Annotated in this window: 17 protein-coding genes; 10 read left to right on the top strand and 7 right to left on the bottom strand. The window is 66.4% G+C overall.

Translation table 11 applies throughout. The features are described 5' to 3' along the window. The first annotated feature begins 15 nt into the window (after positions 1 to 15). From A9X01_RS17160 to A9X01_RS17125, 9 genes are all read left to right on the top strand, one after another. A complete protein-coding gene (locus A9X01_RS17160) occupies positions 16 to 993 on the top strand; it encodes a Gfo/Idh/MocA family protein (RefSeq protein ID WP_065121889.1) in 978 nt (325 codons plus the stop codon). A 244-nt stretch (positions 994 to 1,237) separates the two neighbouring features. Then, on the top strand, positions 1,238 to 1,498 hold the full coding sequence (locus A9X01_RS29250) for a hypothetical protein (RefSeq protein WP_081282432.1): 261 nt from the start codon (positions 1,238 to 1,240) through the stop codon (positions 1,496 to 1,498). Between the two features lie 141 nt (positions 1,499 to 1,639). Then, positions 1,640 to 2,317, top strand: coding sequence for a TetR/AcrR family transcriptional regulator (locus A9X01_RS17155; RefSeq protein WP_065121888.1), 678 nt, complete (start codon positions 1,640 to 1,642; stop codon positions 2,315 to 2,317). Positions 2,318 to 2,498: 181 nt separating this feature from the next. Then, entirely contained in the window at positions 2,499 to 3,701 is a 1,203-nt protein-coding gene (locus tag A9X01_RS17150) for a cytochrome P450 (RefSeq protein ID WP_065121887.1), read from the top strand. Beyond that, a complete protein-coding gene (locus A9X01_RS17145; RefSeq protein ID WP_436405280.1) occupies positions 3,674 to 4,552 on the top strand; it encodes a mycofactocin-coupled SDR family oxidoreductase in 879 nt (292 codons plus the stop codon). The genes A9X01_RS17150 and A9X01_RS17145 overlap by 28 nt, the downstream gene beginning before the upstream one ends. A gap of 33 nt (positions 4,553 to 4,585) precedes the next feature. Next, a complete protein-coding gene (locus A9X01_RS17140; RefSeq protein ID WP_065121885.1) occupies positions 4,586 to 5,557 on the top strand; it encodes an enoyl-CoA hydratase/isomerase family protein in 972 nt (323 codons plus the stop codon). Between the two features lie 13 nt (positions 5,558 to 5,570). Next, positions 5,571 to 7,925, top strand: a complete 2,355-nt coding sequence (locus A9X01_RS17135) for a CaiB/BaiF CoA transferase family protein (protein ID WP_065121884.1) — start codon at positions 5,571 to 5,573, stop codon at positions 7,923 to 7,925. Continuing rightward, on the top strand, positions 7,922 to 8,695 hold the full coding sequence (locus tag A9X01_RS17130) for an SDR family NAD(P)-dependent oxidoreductase (protein WP_065121883.1): 774 nt from the start codon (positions 7,922 to 7,924) through the stop codon (positions 8,693 to 8,695). The genes A9X01_RS17135 and A9X01_RS17130 overlap by 4 nt, the downstream gene beginning before the upstream one ends. A gap of 54 nt (positions 8,696 to 8,749) precedes the next feature. Then, entirely contained in the window at positions 8,750 to 10,006 is a 1,257-nt protein-coding gene (locus tag A9X01_RS17125; RefSeq protein WP_155772134.1) for a hypothetical protein, read from the top strand. Here the strand turns inward: A9X01_RS17125 and A9X01_RS17120 are convergent. The 7 genes from A9X01_RS17120 to A9X01_RS17085 form a co-directional block, all read right to left on the bottom strand. Beyond that, positions 10,003 to 11,121: a M24 family metallopeptidase gene (locus A9X01_RS17120; RefSeq protein WP_065121881.1), complete on the bottom strand. Its 1,119-nt coding sequence runs from the start codon at positions 11,119 to 11,121 to the stop codon at positions 10,003 to 10,005. The two genes, A9X01_RS17125 and A9X01_RS17120, sit on opposite strands and share 4 nt — an antisense overlap. Then, complete coding sequence (locus A9X01_RS17115) at positions 11,111 to 12,280, bottom strand: M24 family metallopeptidase (protein ID WP_436405279.1); 1,170 nt, start codon at positions 12,278 to 12,280, stop codon at positions 11,111 to 11,113. Before A9X01_RS17115 ends, A9X01_RS17120 begins: the two co-directional genes overlap by 11 nt. A gap of 78 nt (positions 12,281 to 12,358) precedes the next feature. Then, positions 12,359 to 13,582, bottom strand: a complete 1,224-nt coding sequence (locus A9X01_RS17110) for a cytochrome P450 (protein ID WP_065121879.1) — start codon at positions 13,580 to 13,582, stop codon at positions 12,359 to 12,361. A 21-nt stretch (positions 13,583 to 13,603) separates the two neighbouring features. Beyond that, complete coding sequence (locus A9X01_RS17105) at positions 13,604 to 14,266, bottom strand: TetR/AcrR family transcriptional regulator (RefSeq protein ID WP_065121878.1); 663 nt, start codon at positions 14,264 to 14,266, stop codon at positions 13,604 to 13,606. A 409-nt stretch (positions 14,267 to 14,675) separates the two neighbouring features. Continuing rightward, the gene (locus A9X01_RS17095; RefSeq protein WP_065121876.1) at positions 14,676 to 15,782 is read right to left on the bottom strand and encodes a glycosyltransferase; all 1,107 of its coding nucleotides are present in this window, start codon (positions 15,780 to 15,782) and stop codon (positions 14,676 to 14,678) included. A gap of 78 nt (positions 15,783 to 15,860) precedes the next feature. Next, complete coding sequence (locus A9X01_RS17090; protein ID WP_065121875.1) at positions 15,861 to 16,733, bottom strand: DUF4344 domain-containing metallopeptidase; 873 nt, start codon at positions 16,731 to 16,733, stop codon at positions 15,861 to 15,863. Between the two features lie 106 nt (positions 16,734 to 16,839). Further along, positions 16,840 to 17,910 carry a hypothetical protein gene (locus A9X01_RS17085; RefSeq protein ID WP_065121874.1) on the bottom strand — a complete coding sequence of 357 codons (1,071 nt, stop codon included), beginning with the start codon at positions 17,908 to 17,910 and terminating at the stop codon, positions 16,840 to 16,842. Positions 17,911 to 18,136: 226 nt separating this feature from the next. Between A9X01_RS17085 and A9X01_RS17080 the strand changes: the two genes are divergently transcribed. Further along, on the top strand, positions 18,137 to 20,962 hold the full coding sequence (locus A9X01_RS17080; protein ID WP_065121873.1) for an MMPL/RND family transporter: 2,826 nt from the start codon (positions 18,137 to 18,139) through the stop codon (positions 20,960 to 20,962). Positions 20,963 to 21,062: the final 100 nt, after the last annotated feature.

Here is a 21,062-nt window from a genome sequence, read left to right as displayed (position 1 = left end):
CGTGAACCGGTGTCCATGCGCATCGGCATTCTTGGCGCAGCGCGCATAGCGCCGCTGGCGCTGGTGAATCCGGCGAAAGGGAACGCCGAGGTGGTCGTAGCCGCCGTGGCGGCCCGCGACGTCTCGCGCGCACGGGCATTCGCCGCCAAGCACGGCATCGACCGCGTCCATGACAGTTACGACGCACTGATTGCCGACCCGGACATCGACGCCATCTACAACCCGCTGCCGAACGGCATGCACGGCCGGTGGACCCGCGCCGCGCTGGCCGCGGGCAAGCACGTGCTGTGCGAGAAGCCGTTCACCGCAAACGCTGCCGAGGCCCGCGAGATCGCAGCCGCGGCAGCAGAATCGGGCAAGGTGGTGATGGAGGCATTCCACTACCGCTACCACCCGCTGACATTGCGGATCGAAGAGATCATCGCCTCGGGCGAGCTGGGCACGCTGCGCCGGGTGGAGGCGGCCATGTGCTTCCCGCTGCCCAAGTTCTCCGACATCCGCTATGACTATTCCCTTGCCGGGGGCGCCACCATGGACGCCGGTTGCTACGCCGTCCACATGGTTCGCACGTTCGGCGGATCCACTCCGGAAGTCGTTTCCGCACAGGCGAAGCTGCGCGACCCACGGGTCGACCGGGCGATGACGGCCGAACTCCGGTTCGCCGAAGGGCACACCGGCCGGGTCCGTACCTCGATGTGGTCGACGCGCCTACTGGATATGAGCGTTAAAGTGATCGGCGATAACGGCGAGATGCGGGTGCTCAATCCCGTTGTCCCGCAGTTGTTTCACCGACTTACAGTGAAATCGTCGAACGGCAGGCGGGCGGAGCGCTTGTCGCGCCGTGCCTCCTACGCGTATCAACTCGACGCATTCGCGGCCGCGGTGTTGCACGGCCAGCCGGTCAAGACCACGCCGGAAGATGCCGTCGAGAACATGACCGTCATCGACGCGATCTATGGCGCCGCCGGGTTGCCGGTGCGCGAGCCGGTCTGAGGCTGGGCGAGTTCCACCAGCGTCGTGCGGCATCGACACAGGGCCGCAGCCAGTGCGGCGCGCGGCTGGGTGGGGTCCAGAATCCGAGCGGGGCTACCCCCGGTGCCACCGACCCAGTGGCGTTTGGCAAGGACGGCGCGCGGGTAATCAAGATCCAACCGAAAAATCGACGGTCCGCCGTCATCGCAGGTCAACGCGGCGCCGCAAGACGTGCCCGGCGAATGGACCCGCGAGGAGGTCGAGAATGAACATCAAGAAGTTTGCTGGAACAACGACCATGTTGGGTGCGTTAGGTGCAGCTGCCCTGGGCCTCGGCGCAGGTATGGCCGACGCTAGGCCCGGCCCGCACATCCCGGGCCCGCCCAACCCGCCGGGACCGGGTATCGACAATCCGATCAACTGGTGGGGTCCCGGTCCGGCCCCCGGCCAGATCAAGAAGTTCTGCCCGTGGCAGTCCCCACCTGGCCATTGGATTGGTGGCCCGCACGGCGTACCGTGCACCTGATCGCCGTTTGATCAACAGCTGAACAAGGCCCCCGCTTCGGCATCCCGCCGAAGCGGGGGTTTTGTCTATCGGTATCTGACGGCGCTTGGCTGACACTACATATGTAGAGTACGCTCTGCAGCCAAGCCGACGAAGGTGCCGATGGACAAGCGACGCAAGCCAAACCCCGCCGAACGCCGCCGCGATCTGTGCGATGCGGCGATCCAACTGCTGGCCGACGACGGCGCCAAGGGGCTGAGCCACCTGAAGGTCGACCGGAAAGCCGGGGTGCCCGACGGCACCACCTCGTTCTACTTTCGCACCCGTTCCGCGCTGCTGCTGGCCGTCGCCGAGCGCCTGGCCGAGCTCGACATGGCGAATCTGCAAGCGGTGGCCGATAATTCGGGCAACTCCCAGAACGCGCGGTCACCCTCCCTGCTGTCACAGGTGGTCATCCAGTCCGGCCGCGAGCCGGAACTCTCTCGCACCAAGGCGCGCTACGAGTTGACCATGCAGGCCTCGCGCGATCCGGCGCTCGCCGCGACGCTGCAGCAGGGCACCGATGCCTTCACCAAGTTGCACCGCGAGATTCTGGTTCAGCTGATGCCGCGCGGTGCCGAACTGGAGTCGGCGGTGGTCGAGGACCTGAGCAACATCACGCTGACGTTCATCAACGGCCTGCTGCTTCGCTTCGCCCACGGTGACCGAATCGTCGACAGCGCAGCGCAACTCGACGGGATTCTGGCGGCCATCGCCACCGGTGTGCTCAAGAGTCCGGCCAAGGGAGAACTGACCCGCACCGACGGGCGGCGTCCGGCGCGCCGGAGCGGGCGGCGTTGAGTGGAGCCTTGTCACAACACCCGCTGTATGGTTCTCTACGAGAATAGAGAAAAGCCGACGTCCTCGCGCTCGATCGGACAGCCCAATTAAGCGAAGTGTAGAAATTGGCCAAAACCCCCGCCTCACCGCCGATTTGGTCGGCAGCGGTGGTGCAGGGGGAGGCCGGCGGTAGGAGTTCTACGTGACCACAAGTACCGACAGTCAGGTCCGTTTCGATCCCTACGACGCGGAACTCATCATCGACCCCTACCCGATGTTCGGGCGGTTGCGTGACGAGGCGCCGCTCTATTACAACGCCCAATACGACTTCTTCGCGCTGAGCCGCTTCGCCGATGTGAACAAGGCGCTGGTCGACCACGTCACGTTCAGCTCGGCCCGCGGCGCGATCCTGGAGCTGATCAAGGCCAACCTCGACATTCCGTCCGGCATGCTGATTTTCGAAGACCCACCGATCCACGATGTGCACCGAAAACTGCTGTCGCGGATGTTCACCCCGCGCAAGATCGGCGCGCTCGAACCGATGATTCGCGAATTCTGCGCTCAGTTGCTCGATCCGCTGATCGGATCGGGCCGGTTCGACTTCGTCACCGACCTCGGCGCGCTGATGCCGATGAAGGTCATCAGCGCACTGCTCGGTATTCCCGAGGACGACCAGGTGTACATCCGTGACCGCGGCAACGCCCAGCTGCGCACCGAGGCGGGCAAGCCGATGCGCGCCGCCGAACAGGGCCTGTCGGTGGGCGAGCAGTTCGCCGCCTACATCGACTGGCGCGCCGAGAATCCTTCCGACGACATCATGACCGAGTTGCTCAACGTCGAGTTCGTCGACGAGACGGGCACCACGCGGCGGCTGACCCGGGACGAGATACTCGTGTACCTCAACGTCGTCGCCGGGGCCGGAAACGAGACCACCACCCGGCTGATCGGGTGGGCGGGCAAGGTGCTCGCCGAACACCCCGACCAGCGCCGCGAAATCGTCGCCAACCCAACACTGATCCCCCAGGCCGTCGAGGAGCTGCTGCGCTATGAACCGCCGGCACCGCATGTGTCCCGGTACGTGACCCGCGACGTCACCCTGCACGGCCACACGGTGCCCGAAGGCAGCGTGCTGATGATGCTGATCGGGGCGGCGTGCCGTGACCCCCGCCAATTCGGTCCCGACGCAGACGAATTCAACATTCACCGTGCCCGCCCGCACCTGACGTTCAGCGTCGGGACGCATTTCTGCCTCGGCTCCGCGCTGGCCCGACTGGAAGGACGAATCGCCTTGGAAGAGATCCTCAAACGGTTCCCCGAGTGGGACGTCGACCTGGGCAACGCCAAGCTGAGCCCGACGTCCACGGTGCGCGGTTGGGAATCCATGCCGGCTGTGGTGCCCCAGTGACCGGACGCGCCGGACGCGCCGGACGGGTTGCGGGCAAGGTCGCATTCATCAGCGGGGCTGCGCGTGGGCAGGGCCGCAGCCACGCGGTGCGCCTGGCCCAGGAGGGTGCCGACATCATCGCGGTCGACATCTGCGGGCCCATCGACAACCTGGCTTACGACTCCTCGACGCCGGCCGATCTCGCCGAGACCGCCGACCTGGTTGAGGCCCTGGGGCGGCACATCGTTACCGCCGAGGTGGACGTCCGCGATTTCGACGCGCTGCGGGCCGCGGTGGACGACGGCGTGCAGCAACTCGGTCGCCTCGACATCATCGTCGCCAACGCCGGTATCGGGACGTTCGGCAACAAGCTGCACAAGTTGCCCGAAAACATCTGGCAGGACATGATCGACGTCAACCTGTCCGGCGTGTGGAAAACCGTGAAAGCCGGTGTGCCACACGTGATCAAGGGCGGACGTGGCGGCTCCATCGTGCTGACCGGTTCGGTCGGTTCGCACAAAGCGCTGGCCTACACGGGACACTATATCGCCGCCAAGCACGGCGTGATGGGGCTGATGCGCAGCTTCGCCGTCGAGCTCGGCCAGCACAGCATCCGGGTGAACTCGGTGCACCCCAGCCAGGTCAACACACCGATGACCATGAACGAGGTGACATTCCGGCTGTTCCGCCCGGATCTGGAAAATCCGGGCCCCGAGGATTTCGCGCCGTTCTCGCAGATGACACACACGTTGCCGGTGCCGTGGGTGGAGGCCGTCGACATCAGCAATGCCGTCCTGTTCCTCGCCTCTGATGAATCACGTTATGTCACAGGCGTTTCCTTACCCGTCGACGCGGGCGCTTTGCTCAAGTAGACACTCAACCAGGCAACAGAAGTGGAGAGAGACATGCCCGAATACGACTACGAAGAGATGAAGAAGGAAGCCGAGCAGTACATCAAGTTCGAAAAGGACGTCAAGAACAGAATCGCCTACATCACCTTCGACCGCCCCGACGCACAGAATTCCACCACCCTCGGGATGCGGCAGAACTACGCCGACCTGATCCACAAGTGCAACGTGGACGACGACGTGAAGGTCGTCGTGATCCGCGGCGAGGGTGAGGACTTCGGCAGTGGCGGGGACCTGCCCGAACAGCGAGGCATGCTGGAAAACCCCGGCATGTCGCTGCTGCACGAGCTCGCCATCAACGACGACGACGTCAAATACCCGCCGGGCGGTTCGTATCGCTACCTGTCCACGGTGACCGACTTCTACGCCAAGGCGCGCGCGGGAAACCGTCCGCTGCAGGAACTTCGGAAGATCAGCATCATCGAAGCCAAGGGCTACTGCTACGGCTGGCACTTCTATCAGGCCGGCGACGCCGACCTGGTAATCTCCTCCGACGACGCCCTGTTCGGGCACCCGGCGTTCCGCTACGTCGGCTGGGGTCCGCGGCTGTGGTGGTGGGCCGAGACGATGGGCCTGCGCAAGTTCTCCGAGATGCTGTTCACCGGGCGGCCCTTCAGCGCAAAAGAAATGTACGACTGCGGCTTCGTCAACAGCGTGGTGCCCCGTGACAAGCTGGAGGAGGAGACCGCGAAGTACGCGCTGGCCTGCTCGCGGTCCCGTCCGACGGACACCGTCGCGGTGCAGAAGACCTTCCTGGAGCTGTACAAGCAGCACAAGGGGGAGTACTTCGGCAGCCTGCTCACGGGCATGGTCGAGGGAATGCTGCCGATGATCGCCAACGACAAGGACAACGACGTCGACCTGACCGAAGGCACCTTCAGCAAGGGCCTCAACAACGTGGTGAAGGACAACGACCTGAACTTCCCACCGGAGTGGCGGCTGAGCCGCTCGGGCCGGCAAAAGCCCTGACCGCGATGCCGTGATGTCGGCGCTGACGGGATTCCGCATTGTCGAGCTGGCTGACTCGGTGGCCGGCGAATACTGCGGAAAGTTGTTGTCGGACTTCGGCGCCGAAGTCGTCAAGATCGAGAAGCCCGGGTGCGGCAGCAGCACCCGGGCGATGGCGCCGGTGCTCGCCCGCCGACCTGGGTATGCCCCGGCGCCGGAAGGCAGTGTGCTGTTCGCATACCTCAACACCAACAAGCGTTCGGTGGAGCTCGACATCACCGATACCGCCGGCCGGCAGTGTCTGCAGCAGCTGTTGAGTAGCGCCGACGCGGTGATCGGCGCGGAGATCTCCGGCTTGCCCGAACGCCATCCGGAAGTGGTGTTCTGCTCGATCACCCCGTTCGGTCAGGACGCGCCCGGCGAGTATCGAAATGCCGCGAGCATCAACGTGTTCCAAGCCAGCGGCTGGGGCTATCACACGCCCAGCCACGCCGATCCGGCCGAGCCGCCACTGCAGGGTCCCGGCAGATTCCTGGCCGACTACGAGGCGGGGCTCGAGGCCGCTCTCTGCGTCGCCTCGGCGCTGGTGCGCCGATTACGTACCGGGCGGGGTGAAACTATCGACATCTCCCAGCAGGCCGTGCTGGTGTCGCGCAGCGACTGCATCGTCGGCCGCGTCCTCACTGGAGAGTCCCCGGCGACCGGCGAGCGGAGTGACTACGACCAGCAGGGTCCGGCGTCCTTCTTTGCCTGCGCGGACGGTTTCGTCTATCTGTATGTGACCAACCGGGCGCACTGGCTCGGCGTGAAAGAGCTGCTGGGACAGCCGGAGTGGCTGGACGCATTCGACGACGACTGGTTGGAGTTTTCCGTCACACCGCAGAAGGTCGCCGCCTTCCAGCGCGGCTTCGCGGCGTGGGTCAAGGATTTGCCGCGGGAAGCAGCCGCCGAGCGGGCCCAGCAACTGGGGGTCCCGTTGGTCCCGGTCAACGACGCCGAGGACCTGCACCGCTCGCCGCAATACCGGCACCGCCGGTTTTTCCGCCAGCTGCGGCACCCGGTGCTGGGCGCCGCTGCCTATCCGACGGTGCCCTACGCGCTCAGCGCCACACCGGCCGAATTGACCGCTGCCGCCCCTCGTCTCGGTGAGCACACGGCGTCGATACTCAATGCGCCCGTCAGGTCACGCCCCCAACGCCGGGCGCGGTCGATGCGCACGACCATCAATGATCGGGGCGGCCCGCTGGCAGGCGTGCGCGTGGTGGAACTGACCAAGGTGTGGGCCGGCCCCTATGCCGGAAAACTGTTGGCGCTGTTGGGTGCCGAGGTGATCAAGGTCGAATCCGCTGCGATCCCCGAGGAGATGCGGGCCTACGGCGGCACCGACGTCAACCACGCACCGTTCTTTCTGAGCATCAACCCCGAGATCCTCAGCGTGGACCTCGACATCAAATCGGCGGCGGGCATGGCCCGGCTGCACGAGCTGATCCGGCACAGCGACATCGTCATCAACAATCTGCGGCCAGGTGCGATGGAGCGGCAGGGACTCGGCTACGAGCAACTGAAGGCCCTGAACCCTGGCATCATCTCGGTGTCGATCAAGATGTGGGGCAACGACGGACCGTTGGGGCACCAGACGGGCTACGCACCGTGCTTCGCCGCGCTGGCCGGACTCGCCTCGCTCGTCGGTCAACCCGGAGGCCCGCCACTCGGCGCCAGCATGCGGTACGGAGATTCCACCGTGGGCGCCGCCGCCGCATACGCCGCCGTCGTCGCCCTGCTGCATCGCGAAGCCGGCGGAGTGGGCCAGTTCGTCGACGTCTCGGCAGTCGAAACCCTGTCGTCGATGATCGGGGATTGCCTACTGCACCAGAGCTACACCGGCGGCCCACTGCTGCCCGAAGGCAACCGTCATCCGGACATGTGCCCGCACGGGTGCTACCCGTGCGCCAACGGTGCGTGGATCAGCCTGGCCGTCGGTACGGACGAGCAGTGGCGGCGGCTGTGCGACGTGCTCGAGGCGGACGACCTGGCCCGCGACCCGCGGTACGCGACCGGCGACGGGCGCCACCGGCACGGTGACACGCTGGACGCCACGCTGGCGGCGCTCACCGGGCCCCACGACGCGGAGAGACTCGCCCAGCGCCTCCGACGGGCCGGGGTGCCGGCCGCCAAGAGTGCAACATCTCTCGACGTGATCAGCGACCCGCTGTTGTGGAACCGCGAGCTGTACCGCTTCGTCACCGATCACCGCGAAGGCCAGCGTCCGATCGTCGGGCCGTCGTGGCGAATGGCGAACTGTCCCGCCGCAATCGCGCGGGGCGCCCCCGATCTCGGTGAGCACAACGACTACGTCCTGCACGCGAGCAACTCGGGAGCCCGGCCATGACATCTGCGACACCGCCGCTGACCGGCACCGCCGCGCTGGTCAGCGGTGCCAGCAGCGGGATCGGCGCGGCCACGGCCAAAGCTCTTGCCGCGCAAGGTGCGGCGGTGGCGGTGCTGGCCCGGCGGGCGGACCGGCTCCGCGAGCTACGCGACGAGATCCACGCCGCGGGCGGCACGGCGGTGGTGACAACCGCCGACGTCACCGACGCCGAACAAGTCGCCGCAGCGGTGCAGCACGCGGTAAGCGAGCTGGGCCGGCTGGACGTCGTGGTGAACAACGCCGGCCTGATGCGGATGGGGCCGGCCGCCGAAGCCGCCCTGCAGGATTGGGATGACCTGATCGAGGTCAACATCAAGGGTGTCCTGTACGTGACCCGGGCCGCGCTGCCGCATCTGATCGAGGCGGCCGGTGACTCGCCGCGCGGGGTGGCCGATCTGGTCACCATCAGCTCGACGGCCGGGTGGGTGGCCCGACCCGGCACCGCGGTGTACTCGTTGACCAAGTTCGGGGTGAACGCATTCAGCGAAGGCATCCGGCAAGAGGTGCTGGGCAAGCGGGTCCGGGTCGGGGTCGTCGGCCCCGGCACCGTCGACACCGAGATCTTCAGCCATCTGGCGGCACCGGCACGGGAGACCTTCGAACGGCAAACCGCGGACATGGTGAAATTGCGCCCGGCGGACATCGCCGACGCCGTGCTCTACATGGTCACCCGCGACCGCCGGGTCGCCGTCAACCACATGCTGGTGCGCGCGGCCGAACAGACTTGGTGAATTATGCGCCGTGACAACGCCGAATGGGTCTCCGGCGACGCGCTAGGGCAACCGATGCCAGTGCATCCGGATGCGCTGCGTCGCGGCGGCCCCACGTTCTTGACGGCTGCCTTCCGGGCAGCGGGCACGTTGGCCGAGAACGACTCCGTTGCCGCCATCACCGCGTTTCGTGAGGTCGCCGGCGGCAGCACCGGACGCAAGGCAGCGTTGAGCGTGCGGTATCGCCGCAGCAAAAACTGTCTACCCACGGAGCTGTTCGTCAAGTTCTCCCGGGATGTGAACAACCCGGTCCGGGATCGGGGCAAGACGCAGATGGAGCCGGAGGTGCGGTTCGCGGCGCTGTCCCGGATGCAAGGGTTCCCCATTGCGGTACCCCGCGTTGTCTTTGCCGACTATCACCGGGACACCGGAACGGGACTACTGATCACCGAACGAATCACTCTCGGTTGCAACGGAATCGAGCCGCAATACCACAAGTGCCTGGATTACCGGATGCCACAACCGGTCGAGCACTACCGGGCACTGGTATCCGCTTTGGCCCGGTTGGCCGGTGCGCATCGATCCGGCTTGCTGCCGGCCGGGCTCACCGCCCGGTTCCCGCTCGACGTGCGGGCGGCGACGGTGGGGGAGCGCCCGCCTTGGACCGCCGAGCAGCTCAGCCGCAGAATTGCCGACCTGACCGAGTTCGCCGAACGGCATCCGGGTCTGTTGCCCGCGCTCGCGGCGGATCCGCGGCTCGCCGTGCGGTTGCGGCACGACGCGCCCCGTTTGGCCCGGCATGAGAAAACCATCCTGGGTCAACTCGCCGCCGACACCGACTACGTCGCGCTCTGCCATTGGAATGCCAACGTGGACAACGCCTGGTTCTGGCGAGACGACACCGCAACGCTGCATTGTGGTCTGCTGGACTGGGGCTGCGTCAGCCAAATGAACCTGGGCATGGCGCTCTGGGGCGCGATGTCGGGGGCCGAAACCATGCTCTGGCGCGATCATTTCGGCGAACTGCTGGACCATTTCGTGGCCGAATTTCACCGGCACGGCGGTGTTGTGCTCGATCCTGACCGGTTGCGCCGCCATACGTTGCTCTACGCCGCGACGATGGGGGTTGCCTGGCTGTTGGATGTTCCGGCGTTGCTGCACAAGCGATTCGGGACGGACATGCCGGCCGACCGCACCGATCACCGGATCAGCGACGAGGAAAGCGTGCGAGCGCCCCTGCAGATGCTGTGCAACGTGCTGTCGCTGTGGTCGCATCATCGAGTGGGGGACCTGCTCGACGAAGCGCTGGGCGAAGCCGGTGCGGTCGCCTAACCCGCCGGCCAGGACGGACTTGCGGTCAAGACCTCGGCACCGTGCTCGGTGACCTGGATGGTGTCCCGGCGGAGCGCCCCACCGACACCTTGCTGCCAGACATATCCGGTGACGGCCAGCACCATACCGGTCTCCAGACACTCGGCGGCACCAGCCGGAAGTGTTCCGGAGATCACCGGCGGGTCGAAACCGAGGCCCAGGCCATGGGCGATGGCCATGGGCGGCAACGGTTCACCGGCCGCTGCGTAGGCCGCAAGCAGCCGCTCGGCCGGGGCGCCGGGGCGGCATGCGTCGACGAGCTTGTCGTACAACGTGTTCAGCCGGGCGTAGAGCCCGCGGACCGCGCCACCCGCGGATTCTCCGGCGGGCCAGGTGCGGCCTACTTCGGCCACATATCCGTCGGCCAGTGCACCCGCCGCAAAGGTGACCAGGTCGCCGTCGCGGACCACCGGCCTGCCAGCACCCGAGGGGTGGTCTCGCGGGGTCACCCACGCGGCGTCCTGGGTGGCCGGTGTGCTGACGCCGCCCGCCGCCATCGCCTCGAGCACCGCGCCGGTCAACATCTGCACGGACGCACCCGGCCGGAGCTCGCCGACACCGGCGGCGAGGCCGCGCTCGGCCACCCGCACCGCGGTGCCCAATGCACCGATCTCGTCCGGCGTTTTGATGCGGCGGGCCGCGCGCATGGTGTGCTCCCCGTCCACGATCTCTGCCTGGGGAAATGCCTGCGGCAGCAGCGCGGCGAAAGTGGGGGTCAGCGCGTCGGTCCCGACCCGCCGCGCCGTGGCGGCGCCGTCGATGCCTCTCATCAACTCGATCAGCGTCAACGGGTTCCAGGCCAATCCGTAGAGGTGGTCGTGGTCGATCTCCTCGGGGACACCCTCATCGTCGGTGGCGTTGAGATAGATCTCGCCGGTGGCGCGCACGACCACGCACATTGGGCCGAACGGCCGGGTGCCGGCGATCCACAGCTGGGGGGCGCCGGTCACGTAGCGGATATTGGCCTGGCGCCCGAGCACCAAAACATCGAGATCGTCGGCAGCCATCTGGGCCAGCGCACGCTCGCGCCGGGCGATCCGCAGCGGGCGCGAGTCGGGCGAAACGTCAGTCGCCATAGGGCGTGTACGGGTAGTCGGTGATCGGCGTGTAGCCGTCGTCGGTGATCACCACCATCTCCTCGCTGCGGTAGCCGCCGGTGCCGTCCTCCCAGACCACCGGCTCCAAGACCAGCACCATGCCCGGTGGAAACACGAAGTTGTCATCGAACTCCTCCCCGAGATCCGTTCCGATCATCGGTGTTTCGGCGGGATAGGTGCCGATGCCGTGACCGAGATAGAAGTGCGGCAACCAGGGTTTGCGCCCGCCGTTGGCCGCGATTGCGGCGCGGGCCAGGTCGCCGGAGGTAGCGCCGGCCCTGGTGACCGCAAGCACCGCATCGAGAATGGCCCGCCACTGGGCGAATTGGTCCTGCTGGCGCGCCGAGGGTTGCTCACCCACCAGCCAGGTTCGGCCGAAATCCGAACAGTAGCCCGCATAACTGATGCTGATGTCGGTCCACAACACGTCCCCGGCCGTCAATCGTCGGTCGGTGGTCAGCAGCGGCAACGCCAGGTCGCCGTGTGTGGTCCACACCCCGGTCGCCCGCGACGTCGGCATCACCTGCCAGATGGCCTCCAGTATGTTGGCGGTGGCGCCCAGTTCGAATGCCCGGCGAACGAGTTTCGCGGACAGATCGATCTGGCGGACTCCGGGCGTCAACAACGGCTGAACTTCGGCCACCGATTGTTCGGTGATGCGCGACGCCCGCCGGATGCAAGAGATTTCGTCGGGCGTCTTGACCAGCTGCGCTGCGCCCACCACCACCGCCGCTTCCGAGGGCGGGCCCGACGGGAACAACCTCCGTTCGGCGCGGCGCATGGCGCCGGTCAGCTCGTCCACCGCGATCCGCGCGTCGGACGGGATCAGCCCGGCCAGCACCCGCGCGAAATCCGCTACCCCCTGGTCGAATTCGAGATAGACCGGGCCGTGCACGTGATCCGGTGGCACCTGATGGTACGCGGCCGCACCGGCGCGGAACGGCATGAACAGGTGCGGGTGCTCGTCGTCTGCCAGCACCACCGCCACCGGGCGCTCCACATGCGACAGACCCGCGTCCAGCAGCGGCCAGCTGGCGCCGGTGGCGTATCCGACGTAGCCGTTCAGCAACAGGATCAGCGCGTCGACATGGTGCTCAACCATCGCCGAGCGCAGCCGCGCACCGATCTCGGCATACATCCGCGCCCGGTCGGGTTCGTCGGGAATCTCGATCACCGGACCGCGGGCGGCGAGTTGCGGCGTCACAATTTCAGCGCCTCACCAGGTGACCGGCAGCTCGTAGACGCCGTAGGCCAGCGCATCGTGTTTGAACGGCAACTCCTCGACCGGCACCGCCATCCGCAGCGTCGGGATCCGCCGGAACAGGGTGGGCAACACGATCTGCAACTCCATCCGGGCGAGCTGCTGGCCGACGCATTGGTGGCGGCCATAGCCGAAACCGACGTGTGGGCCGTCGTCACGGGTCAGGTCCAACCGTTCCGGTGCCGGGAACTGGCGGCTGTCCCAATTCGCCGGTGCCACATCGAGAATGATGCCGTCGCCGGCCCGGATCGTCTCGCCGCCGAGCTCGATGTCGGCAATGGCGATGCGCCGCTGGCCGGTCTGGATGATGCTGAGGTACCGCATCAATTCCTCGACGGCGGTAGCGATCACCCTCGGGTCCTCGGTGTCGCGCAGCAGGGCCAGCTGATCTGGGTTATCCAGCAGCGCCGCCACGCTCAGACTCAGCATGTTCGCGGTGGTTTCGTGACCGGCGATGAGCACGCCAGTGGACAGCTGCGCTGCCTCGCGGACGCTGAGCTCCCCGGCGTTGACCCGTTCGGCGAGATCGGAAACCAGATCCTCAGAAGGACTTTCCATCTTGATCCGGACCAGTTTGGCCAGATATCTCGCCAAGGACGCGGCGCCCTGGGCGGTGTCTTCTTCGGTCGCGTAGCGGCCCATGCCGCGCTGTGCCTGTTCCTGGAAGAAGTCGGCCTCCTCGTAGGGCACTCCCAGCAGCTGGCTGATGACCAGGGAGGGGACCGGCAGGGCCAATCCGGCGACGATGTCGCCCGGCTGGGGTCCGGCCAGCAGCGCGTCGATGTGGTCGTCGGCGATCTGCTGCACTGCCGGCCGCAGTGCCTCGACCCGCCGGAAGGTGAACGGCTTCGACAACATTCGCCGGTATCGGGTGTGCTCTTCACCGTCAGAGGTGAAGACCGAACGCGGGCGGCTGTGCACCGTCGCCAGCATTCCTTCATTCCAGTGCGGATAGCCCGGCAGGCGGTCGTCGACGCTGACTCGCGAATCGGTGAACAACGAGCGGATCGCCTCGTAGCCAGTGATCAGCCACGGCGTGCTGCCGTCCCAGATCCGCACCCGGCCCAGCTGGCGCTCGGCGTTGAGCTCCAACACCTTTGGCGGCGGCGCGAAGGGGCAGCCGACGGCCCGGGTCATCGGAAACTCGGGAAGGTCGGTCGTGATCGTTACTTCGGTCATCCTGCTCCTCGATCGTGATGGCTAGCCGGTGGTCGCGCGCAGATGCACCGGTGCGCGCCACAGCCCGACGATGGCGTCGATCAGGTTTTCGCCCGCGACCGGCCAGCCGGACCGCGCGTGCGGCCCATGCTCGGCCAGTGCGCCTTCATGTTCGGCGCAAGTGTGCATCAACAGGTTGCGGGCCATGACAATTCGTTCCGAACGCACCCGCTTCGGTAGGTCGGGGAGACAACGGTTGATCCCGTCGACGGTTTGCACCAACGTCGGCGACGCGAGCGCGTCCTTCGTCACGACCTGCCGGTAGCTGGGGTCGGCCATGGCCTGTGCGGCGAAGCGCGCATACCAGCTGGGGCTACCCAAGTGCGCCAAGTGCTCGGTCAGCGGCCGCACCAGTGCGCCCACCCAGTCCCGCAGTTCGGTGGATTCACCGATGTCGGCCAGCATCTTGGCGCGCAGCTCCTCGATGGCCAGCCGGTGTTTGCCGTCGATCGCCCGCAACAACTCGATCCGGGTACCGAAGTGATAACAGGCGGCGGCATTGTTTCCCTGTCCGGCGGCCTCACTGATCTGCCGGTTCGAGACTGCGTACATGCCGCGCTCGGCGAGTAACCATTCAGCGGCGGAAAGGATGGCTTCCCGAGTGACCGCCGAGCGGTCGGTCCGTACCGCACGCGCCGTGGCCATCGCTTCAGTGAACTACCGTGCCTGGTTTAAATCAAGCAGTTTATTTAGTTCCGTCCCTGCTGGGGAAATTGGCCGCGGCACAACGACACGGTCAACGAGAGGCAACGAAGGGTAACGATTCAGCCAGCGCGCTGGATTTCGCGGCTGGATCGATGCGACGGTGGGCGACGTGAGTGCTGATGTCGGCGAGTTGTCGCACGTGCTGCGTGCCGAGTGGATGGACCGCCCGCCCCGGCGCTGTTCGCGTGGTCACTGGCTGCTGCCCGGACACATGATCGTCGTCACCGTCCCGTGCTCCTGTGGTCCGCATGTCCGCTGGGAATGTGAATGCGGCGCTGCCACGTACGGACCCGCCTTGATCGAATCATGCACCGCGGCAAACTGATTGACGACTAGCGGTCGGCCCCGCTCAGGCCGCACCCAGTGTGGTGAGCATGCCGGTGGCCGAGCGCTGCCAGGTGAACATCTCCGCGCGCAGCCGCGCGCACCGGCGACGGTGCTGTTCGGGCCGGCCCACCAGCTCGCAGACCGCATCGGCGATGGCCGCCGGATCGTTGTCGGCCACCGCACCGCTGTCCGTGGTGACGATCTCGGTCATGGCCGACGTGCGCGATACCACGGCGGGGGTGCCGCAGGCCAGCGACTCGAGGGCCGCCAACCCAAAGGTCTCGTGCGGGCCGGGCGCCAGCGCGACATCCGCCGAGGCCAACAGGCCGGCCACGGTCCGCCGATTTGCGACGAACCCGGTGAATTCCACCGGCAGGCCGGCGGCCTGCCGCTCCAGCCTGCTGCGCAACGGTCCCGCACCCACCACGAGCAGCCGCGCATCGACGCCCGCGGCGCGCAGCGCGGCCAGCGCGTCAATGCTGCGGTCGGCGCGCTTTTCCACCGACAGCCGCCCGCAGTGCACCAGCAATACCTGCCCCGGGCCGGCGAAGCGCCGCCGTAACGCACCGGACCGTCGTCGCGGGTGGAAGGTCTGCAGGTCGACGCCGAGCGGCACGGTCACGGTGTTGGTCGCGCCGATCCGGGCGAATTCTTGCCGCGCGAATTCGGTGGTACACACGACGGTGTCGTAGTCGGCGGCGGTACGCCGATTGGCGAAGTCGGCGAGCCGCTGTGCGCTTCGAGCCGGAAGTACCTGCCCGGCAAGGCGATCCAGCCGTTCATGAGAGATCATCACCGTCGTGGCGCCGTGCTCGCGGCCCCACTGACCCAGCGACCGCAGGGTCAGCCGGTCGGACACCTCCAGGGCATCCGGGCGCAACTCGGCCAGCAGCGCCCGCACCGGCCCCGGCATGATCGCCCGGTAGCCCCCGGTATAGGGAAGCAGTTTGGCGGACAAGGTGATTCGCACGACCCCGGTGTCCAGCCGGTCCCGTTGGGCGCGGGGACCCGGCACCACAAGAAACACCTCGTGGCCGGCCACACAGTACTCGGCGCCCAGTCGGTCCACCGCGGTGCGCAGCCCTCCGGAACGAGGACCGTAGAAGTTGGCTACCTGAACCACCCGCATACCGTGAGGAAATCCGCCACGTGTGTGCGGTCCACCAGCGCAGTCCCACGAATGCCTGAATACTGCATGAACTCCCGGTCAGCTAGGTTTCTTCAGGTGCGGGCCGAGCATCTGCTGCCACGCCCTGGACATGTTCTGGAACTCCTCCTCGCAGTTGCCGGCGCGGTCTTCGGGCAGGTCGCCGGAGGTGACGATGCCGGCGTTCGCCGTGGTGTCCGACCCGTAGATCCAGCACTCCCAGTTGTACATCCGGGTGATGTCCATCGAATGCCCGTCCCAGAAGGGAAGCTCGTTGGCGTCGCCGGCCTCCTTGGCGCTCAACTTCCAGTCCGCGGCGGTGTCCATCGCGATCCGGACACCGTTGGGATAGGGCTTGCCGTCGGCGCCGGGAGCCAGCAGCTCGAACGCGGACAACTGGTCGGCCACATCCTCTTCGCGTCCGGTGAAAGCCAGTTGATAGAGGGCCAACGTGGCGTGACCGAGTTCGTGGTAGAAGCCGGAAATGGTCGCGTCGACGGCCGCCGTCACCGCCTCCTGATTTCCGTTGTCGGCGAAGCGTTGTGCGCTCTGCTGGATGTTTTCGTAGCAGAGCTGAATCTCGTTGACGGCGGGATCCCAATAGTCGTTGGCCTCACCGCACTGCTTGCCCACGGCTGCCACATCGTGCGGCAGGTTGAGCGTGTCGTTGACGTGGCCGGCCATGCTCTCCAATAGTTTTGCGTCAACCATCATTTGGCGACCGCGTTGCGCGTCGGGCGTGTCCGCGGGCTCGTAGCGGAAGGTCATTGTGCCCACCGCGGCCGGCTCGTTCGACGGTTCGGATTGCGAGGTCGCCGCCGACGTCTCGGCGGCGGGGGTTCGGTGCCCCGAGTGATGCGTCTTGGGCTTGCTGCACCCGGGCGCTAGCAGCAGCGCGGCGCATGCCACGACCACTACGACTGGCCTGCTCATTCGTCAGCCCCCTTCAGGTTGGCGCGGCACATCGACGGTCTGCCCGGGACCTGGTGAGAACGGTACGACACGTGCCCGGCCGAATCCGGCAATCCGGCCGGCGTTCCTAAGGGTTGGACAGCAACAGCAGCACCCGGCCACCGGAAGCGGGTCGCGCGAATGCGGTTTCGTCGAAGCCGTAGTACTCGCGCTGCATGCTGGTGATGTCGTCGATCACCTTCCCGGTGGCTTTCAGCACACCGCCATGGACGCCGGCCATCATGCCCCTGAAGTCGGGAACCGACAGCGCTTCGGCGAGCAGCAGCGCTTCGCCGCCGGAAGTCAACGACACCAGTACGCCGGCACCCGCATAGTTGTTGCCCCCACGGCCGGTGCCGCGCGGCGCCCAGTAGACGGCTTCGGACGCCAGCGTCCCTTGCACCCGGCGGTAGTCACCGGGATGCTCGGCGTCGGCGACGGTCACGACGGGCAGCGCGGCGATGGTGCGTTCCTCCTTCAGCCACATCAGCCCGAGCGGGAGACAGACGATCGTGTAGATCAGCGCCACCAGGACGAGCACGGGTTTCCAGGCGATCTCCCAGCCCAGCCGTCGCTGCGATATGGGCGAGCCGCGCAGCTGCTCGTCGAGTGCGCGCCGCCCATGGACATACCAGGTGATGATGCGCGCCAATGCCATGCACCCAAGGATGATCAGCCCGACGATGCCGGATACGCGGAAATAGAACGTGCTGTCGCCCTGGTTGAGCGTTGCCGCGAACATCACCGCCGGAATCGGCGCCGTCAGCAGCAACAGCACTGCGTAGGACGGGTGGCTGGTCAGGTAGGGGTAGGTCACCGTCCAGGCCTTGTTGGCGCCGTAGACCGACAGGGCGCCGACGTCGGCGTGCACGGTCGGAGTCCACGACCCCTCGACCACTCGGGGTTTCAGCAGTGACCGCACGAAGAGGAACCCGAAAAGCAGCGAAATCGCCAAGGCTCCCCAGAACACTCCGTCGAGCCGCTCGTGCGTACCCGCCACGCCGAACGCGCCGTGAATATCGATGACTTTTCCGATGAAAAACGTCAACGGCATCGCGAAGAACAATTCCAGCAGCCAGACTCCGATCAGCTGCGGGATGCGGGAGCCGATGCGGTCGAACGCCAGCACACGGCGCCAAAGGAACCGCAACAGGCCCATGACGGCAGACCTTAGCGAGTCAGGAATGCGCGGACCAACATTTGGCGTTGCCGCCAGAGGCGGTGCGCCGCGCGGGGGAAACCACTGTCGGTCGCACGGTCGGGGTGGTTGAATTAGCCGACTTTGTTCGGGGGTTCCGACGTGTCGATTGAGAAGGTGATACACCACTTGGATGCGACTGGCTACCGCGTGATACCTGACCCGCGGCGCAGCTGAGGCTCATGCAGTGATTGGTAGGTATATCTATCGGTTCGCATTGTTGATCGTCGCTGCGTGGGCGATTGTGGCTATAGCCGGCAACAGTTTTGCGCCGCCCGTCAATGAGGTGATCGCGAACGAGGACCAGCCGTACTTGTTGTCGGGGAGTGCGACCGACCTTTCCGTGCAGCGGTCGGCCGATGCGTTTGGCAAACCGGCCACCGACAACGTCGCGTACCTGGTGCTCGAGCGGGACGGGGGCCTGAACAACCAGGACCGAGAGTTCTACGCCCAACTGGTGTCTGCCCTGCGGGCGGACTCGCGACATGTTCTTGGGTTGATGGACTGGTGGCAGGTACCCACCGCCGGCACCGCCGTGAGTAGTGATCACCATGTAGTCACCGCCACCATGCGACTCAATGGCATGGTCGGCACCTCCGAAGGAGCCGATTCGATCGTTGCCACGCGCAACATCGCGGCACACATGACACCCCCAGATGGGCTGCACGTCTACATCACCGGGGCCGGTGCGACCATCATGGATGAGTTCGGCGCCGTGGACCGGCAGGTGCAGATATTCACCGTATTCGCAATCGCGGTGCTGGTGCTGCTATTGCTGATCTTCTACCGCTCGCTTATCACCGCGCTGGTGCCGCTGGTCTCGGTGCTGATGGCGCTCGCGGTGTGCAGGCCGGTCGTCTCAGAATTGGCCGCCCACGACCTGATGGATGTATCGCTGTTCTCGCTGTCGGTCAGCGTCGCAGTAATCGTCGGCGCTGGGACCGGCTTGGTCATATTCCTGATCGGGCGTTACCACGAAGAGCGGAGCCACGACGTGGCCCCGCCCGACGCGTTGGTGAACGCCTACCGTGCGGTGGCACCCGTGATCATTGGGTCGACCCTGATTCTCGTGGCCCCCCTGGGTGCAGTGGGGTGGCTGAGCGTAGCTCGAATCAGCATGTTTGCCACCACCGGCGTGCTCTGCGCGATCGGCGCATCGGCGGTCGGCTTGTCCGCGTTGACCTTGGCACCGGCTTTGATGGCACTGGCGAGCCGCGCCGGCCTGCTCGAGCCACCTCCGGGCAGGAGCCGCAGTCGACGCTGGCGGCGCATCGGCATCAACGTGGCGCGCTGGCCGGCGCCGATACTGGTAGCCAGCGGCATTTTCGTGCTCGTCTTGACGATCGGCCTGCCCGGCATCCCGATCGGGTGGGACGAAACGTCGGCCACCTCGCCCGAGTCGGAAGCCAACCGTGGCTACCGCGCCGTCAACGCGCACTTCGGTCCCAACCAACTCCACCCCGACGTCGTAACGATCGAATCCGGTCACGATTTGCGTAACCCAGCTGGCTTGAGAGCCATCGAGCAGGTTACCGCCGCCATCATGGGGCTTACCGGCGTCCGTACGGTGCAGTCCGCGAGCCATCCGGCCGGGATGGTCTCAAAGCAGGCCGCTCTGACCGCCACCGCCGGAAATTTCGGGGATCGGCTCGATGAGTTCGCCGATCAGATCACTTCCAGGCCGGTGCTTGCCGATCTCGACGCGGCGGTCGATGAGCTGCTCTCCCAGGTGGATCTCATCCAATCGGGGATGTCGGCGGGACCCTTTGCGATCGGCGGTGTGAGCCTGGCCGTGCATCTGACCCAGGAAGCCACGGACAAGGTCCAAGCCAGGGCCGCAGACGTGTCGGGAGTGTTTGATTCGCTCCGCGGCTTCGTCAGCGCGATCCCGGACTGCCCCAGTACTCCGGTGTGCGCGGCCGCGCAGGAGGCGGTGCAATGGTCCAATGCTGTTGTGGACAGCGCTACGAAGCTGATCGGTGCGGCGCAGCAATTGATCGCGGCAACCGTTGACGGTGCCACGTCCGCCGGCACCGGCTCTCCCACGATGACGAAGAATGTGTGGGAGCAGCTCACCCAGACGCGCATGATCGCAACGAATTTCAAGGACATCTTGCGCAACGCTCGTCCCGTCCCCGCGCAGGACCTCGCCGGGTATCTGCAAGGGCTCGCCGCATCCGCTGCGAGCGGTCCGGGCTCGGCCCTGTACGCATCCCGGACGATCCTGACGGATCCCAGGTTCCGGCCGGCCCTCGACGAACTGTTTTCACCTGACGGTCATGCCACCCGGCTGTTCGTCTACGGCGATGGACAGGAGTGGGGCAATGATGGCGCTGTCCGCGCTCGCGAAATAAGCGCTGCCGTGGCCGATGCGGTGAGGAACAGCACTTTGCAGCCGGCCACCGTCGACATGACGGGGGTGGGACCGGCAATTCGCGATCTGCAGGACATCGTGGGGCGGGACCTGACCCTGGTGGCGCTGATCAGTCTCGGTGTCATTCTGCTGATCGCCGCGGTGCTGTTGCGAAGTCCGATCGCCGGTTTGATCGTGTTGGGTAGCATCGCCGTTTCCTACCTGGCCGCTCTTGGAGCGAGCGCGCTCATCTGGCAGCGCTTGATGCACCACGAATTGCACTGGTCGGTTCCACCCATCGCGTTCCTGTCGCTGGTGGGAGTCGCCTCCGGCGGCAACCTGTTGTTCCCGTTGCGAATTCGCGAAGGGCATGCCGCGGGTGTGCGCACCAGCGTCATCCGAGCCTTCGCGGCGACCGGAGTGGTGGTGACCGGCGGCGGCATCGTGGTCGGGTTGACGACGTTGGCGCTCGCCGCCAGCAGCGTGCTCAGCTTGGCGCAGATCGGCGTCACGGTAGGCGTGGCCCTGTTGCTCAACGCCCTTTTGGTGCGCACTTTCATGCTGCCCGCCGTGATCGTCGTCTTTGACCGCTGGTTGTGGTGGCCGCGCGAAGCGGTCAGTGATGAGCCGGAGCGCGAACCGGTGACCGCCAGCGCATGAGCGAGCACGCTCTGCTCGCCGACCGCCGCGCGGTGGTGGTGGGCGGTAGCCGCGGCATCGGCCGGGCTGTCGCCGAACTGCTCGGCAATCAAGGCGCCGC

Origin of the sequence: Mycobacterium asiaticum, from assembly GCF_001668675.1 — a bacterium.
GTDB lineage: Bacteria > Actinomycetota > Actinomycetes > Mycobacteriales > Mycobacteriaceae > Mycobacterium > Mycobacterium asiaticum_D.
This window is presented reverse-complemented; position numbering and strand designations above follow the sequence as displayed.

What these genes read in the sequence shown, in the direction of transcription:
- A9X01_RS17160 (WP_065121889.1), top strand. Translation starts at nt 16, where the DNA reads ATGCGCATCGGCATTCTTGGCGCAGCGCGCATAGCGCCGCTGGCGCTG.
- A9X01_RS29250 (WP_081282432.1), top strand. Translation starts at nt 1,238, where the DNA reads ATGAACATCAAGAAGTTTGCTGGAACAACGACCATGTTGGGTGCGTTA.
- A9X01_RS17155 (WP_065121888.1), top strand. Translation starts at nt 1,640, where the DNA reads ATGGACAAGCGACGCAAGCCAAACCCCGCCGAACGCCGCCGCGATCTG.
- A9X01_RS17140 (WP_065121885.1), top strand. Translation starts at nt 4,586, where the DNA reads ATGCCCGAATACGACTACGAAGAGATGAAGAAGGAAGCCGAGCAGTAC.
- A9X01_RS17135 (WP_065121884.1), top strand. Translation starts at nt 5,571, where the DNA reads ATGTCGGCGCTGACGGGATTCCGCATTGTCGAGCTGGCTGACTCGGTG.
- A9X01_RS17130 (WP_065121883.1), top strand. Translation starts at nt 7,922, where the DNA reads ATGACATCTGCGACACCGCCGCTGACCGGCACCGCCGCGCTGGTCAGC.
- A9X01_RS17125 (WP_155772134.1), top strand. Translation starts at nt 8,750, where the DNA reads ATGCCAGTGCATCCGGATGCGCTGCGTCGCGGCGGCCCCACGTTCTTG.
- A9X01_RS17120 (WP_065121881.1), bottom strand. Translation starts at nt 11,121, where the DNA reads ATGGCGACTGACGTTTCGCCCGACTCGCGCCCGCTGCGGATCGCCCGG.
- A9X01_RS17115 (WP_436405279.1), bottom strand. Translation starts at nt 12,280, where the DNA reads ATGTATGCCGAGATCGGTGCGCGGCTGCGCTCGGCGATGGTTGAGCAC.
- A9X01_RS17110 (WP_065121879.1), bottom strand. Translation starts at nt 13,582, where the DNA reads ATGACCGAAGTAACGATCACGACCGACCTTCCCGAGTTTCCGATGACC.
- A9X01_RS17105 (WP_065121878.1), bottom strand. Translation starts at nt 14,266, where the DNA reads ATGGCCACGGCGCGTGCGGTACGGACCGACCGCTCGGCGGTCACTCGG.
- A9X01_RS17095 (WP_065121876.1), bottom strand. Translation starts at nt 15,782, where the DNA reads ATGCGGGTGGTTCAGGTAGCCAACTTCTACGGTCCTCGTTCCGGAGGG.
- A9X01_RS17090 (WP_065121875.1), bottom strand. Translation starts at nt 16,733, where the DNA reads ATGAGCAGGCCAGTCGTAGTGGTCGTGGCATGCGCCGCGCTGCTGCTA.
- A9X01_RS17085 (WP_065121874.1), bottom strand. Translation starts at nt 17,910, where the DNA reads ATGGGCCTGTTGCGGTTCCTTTGGCGCCGTGTGCTGGCGTTCGACCGC.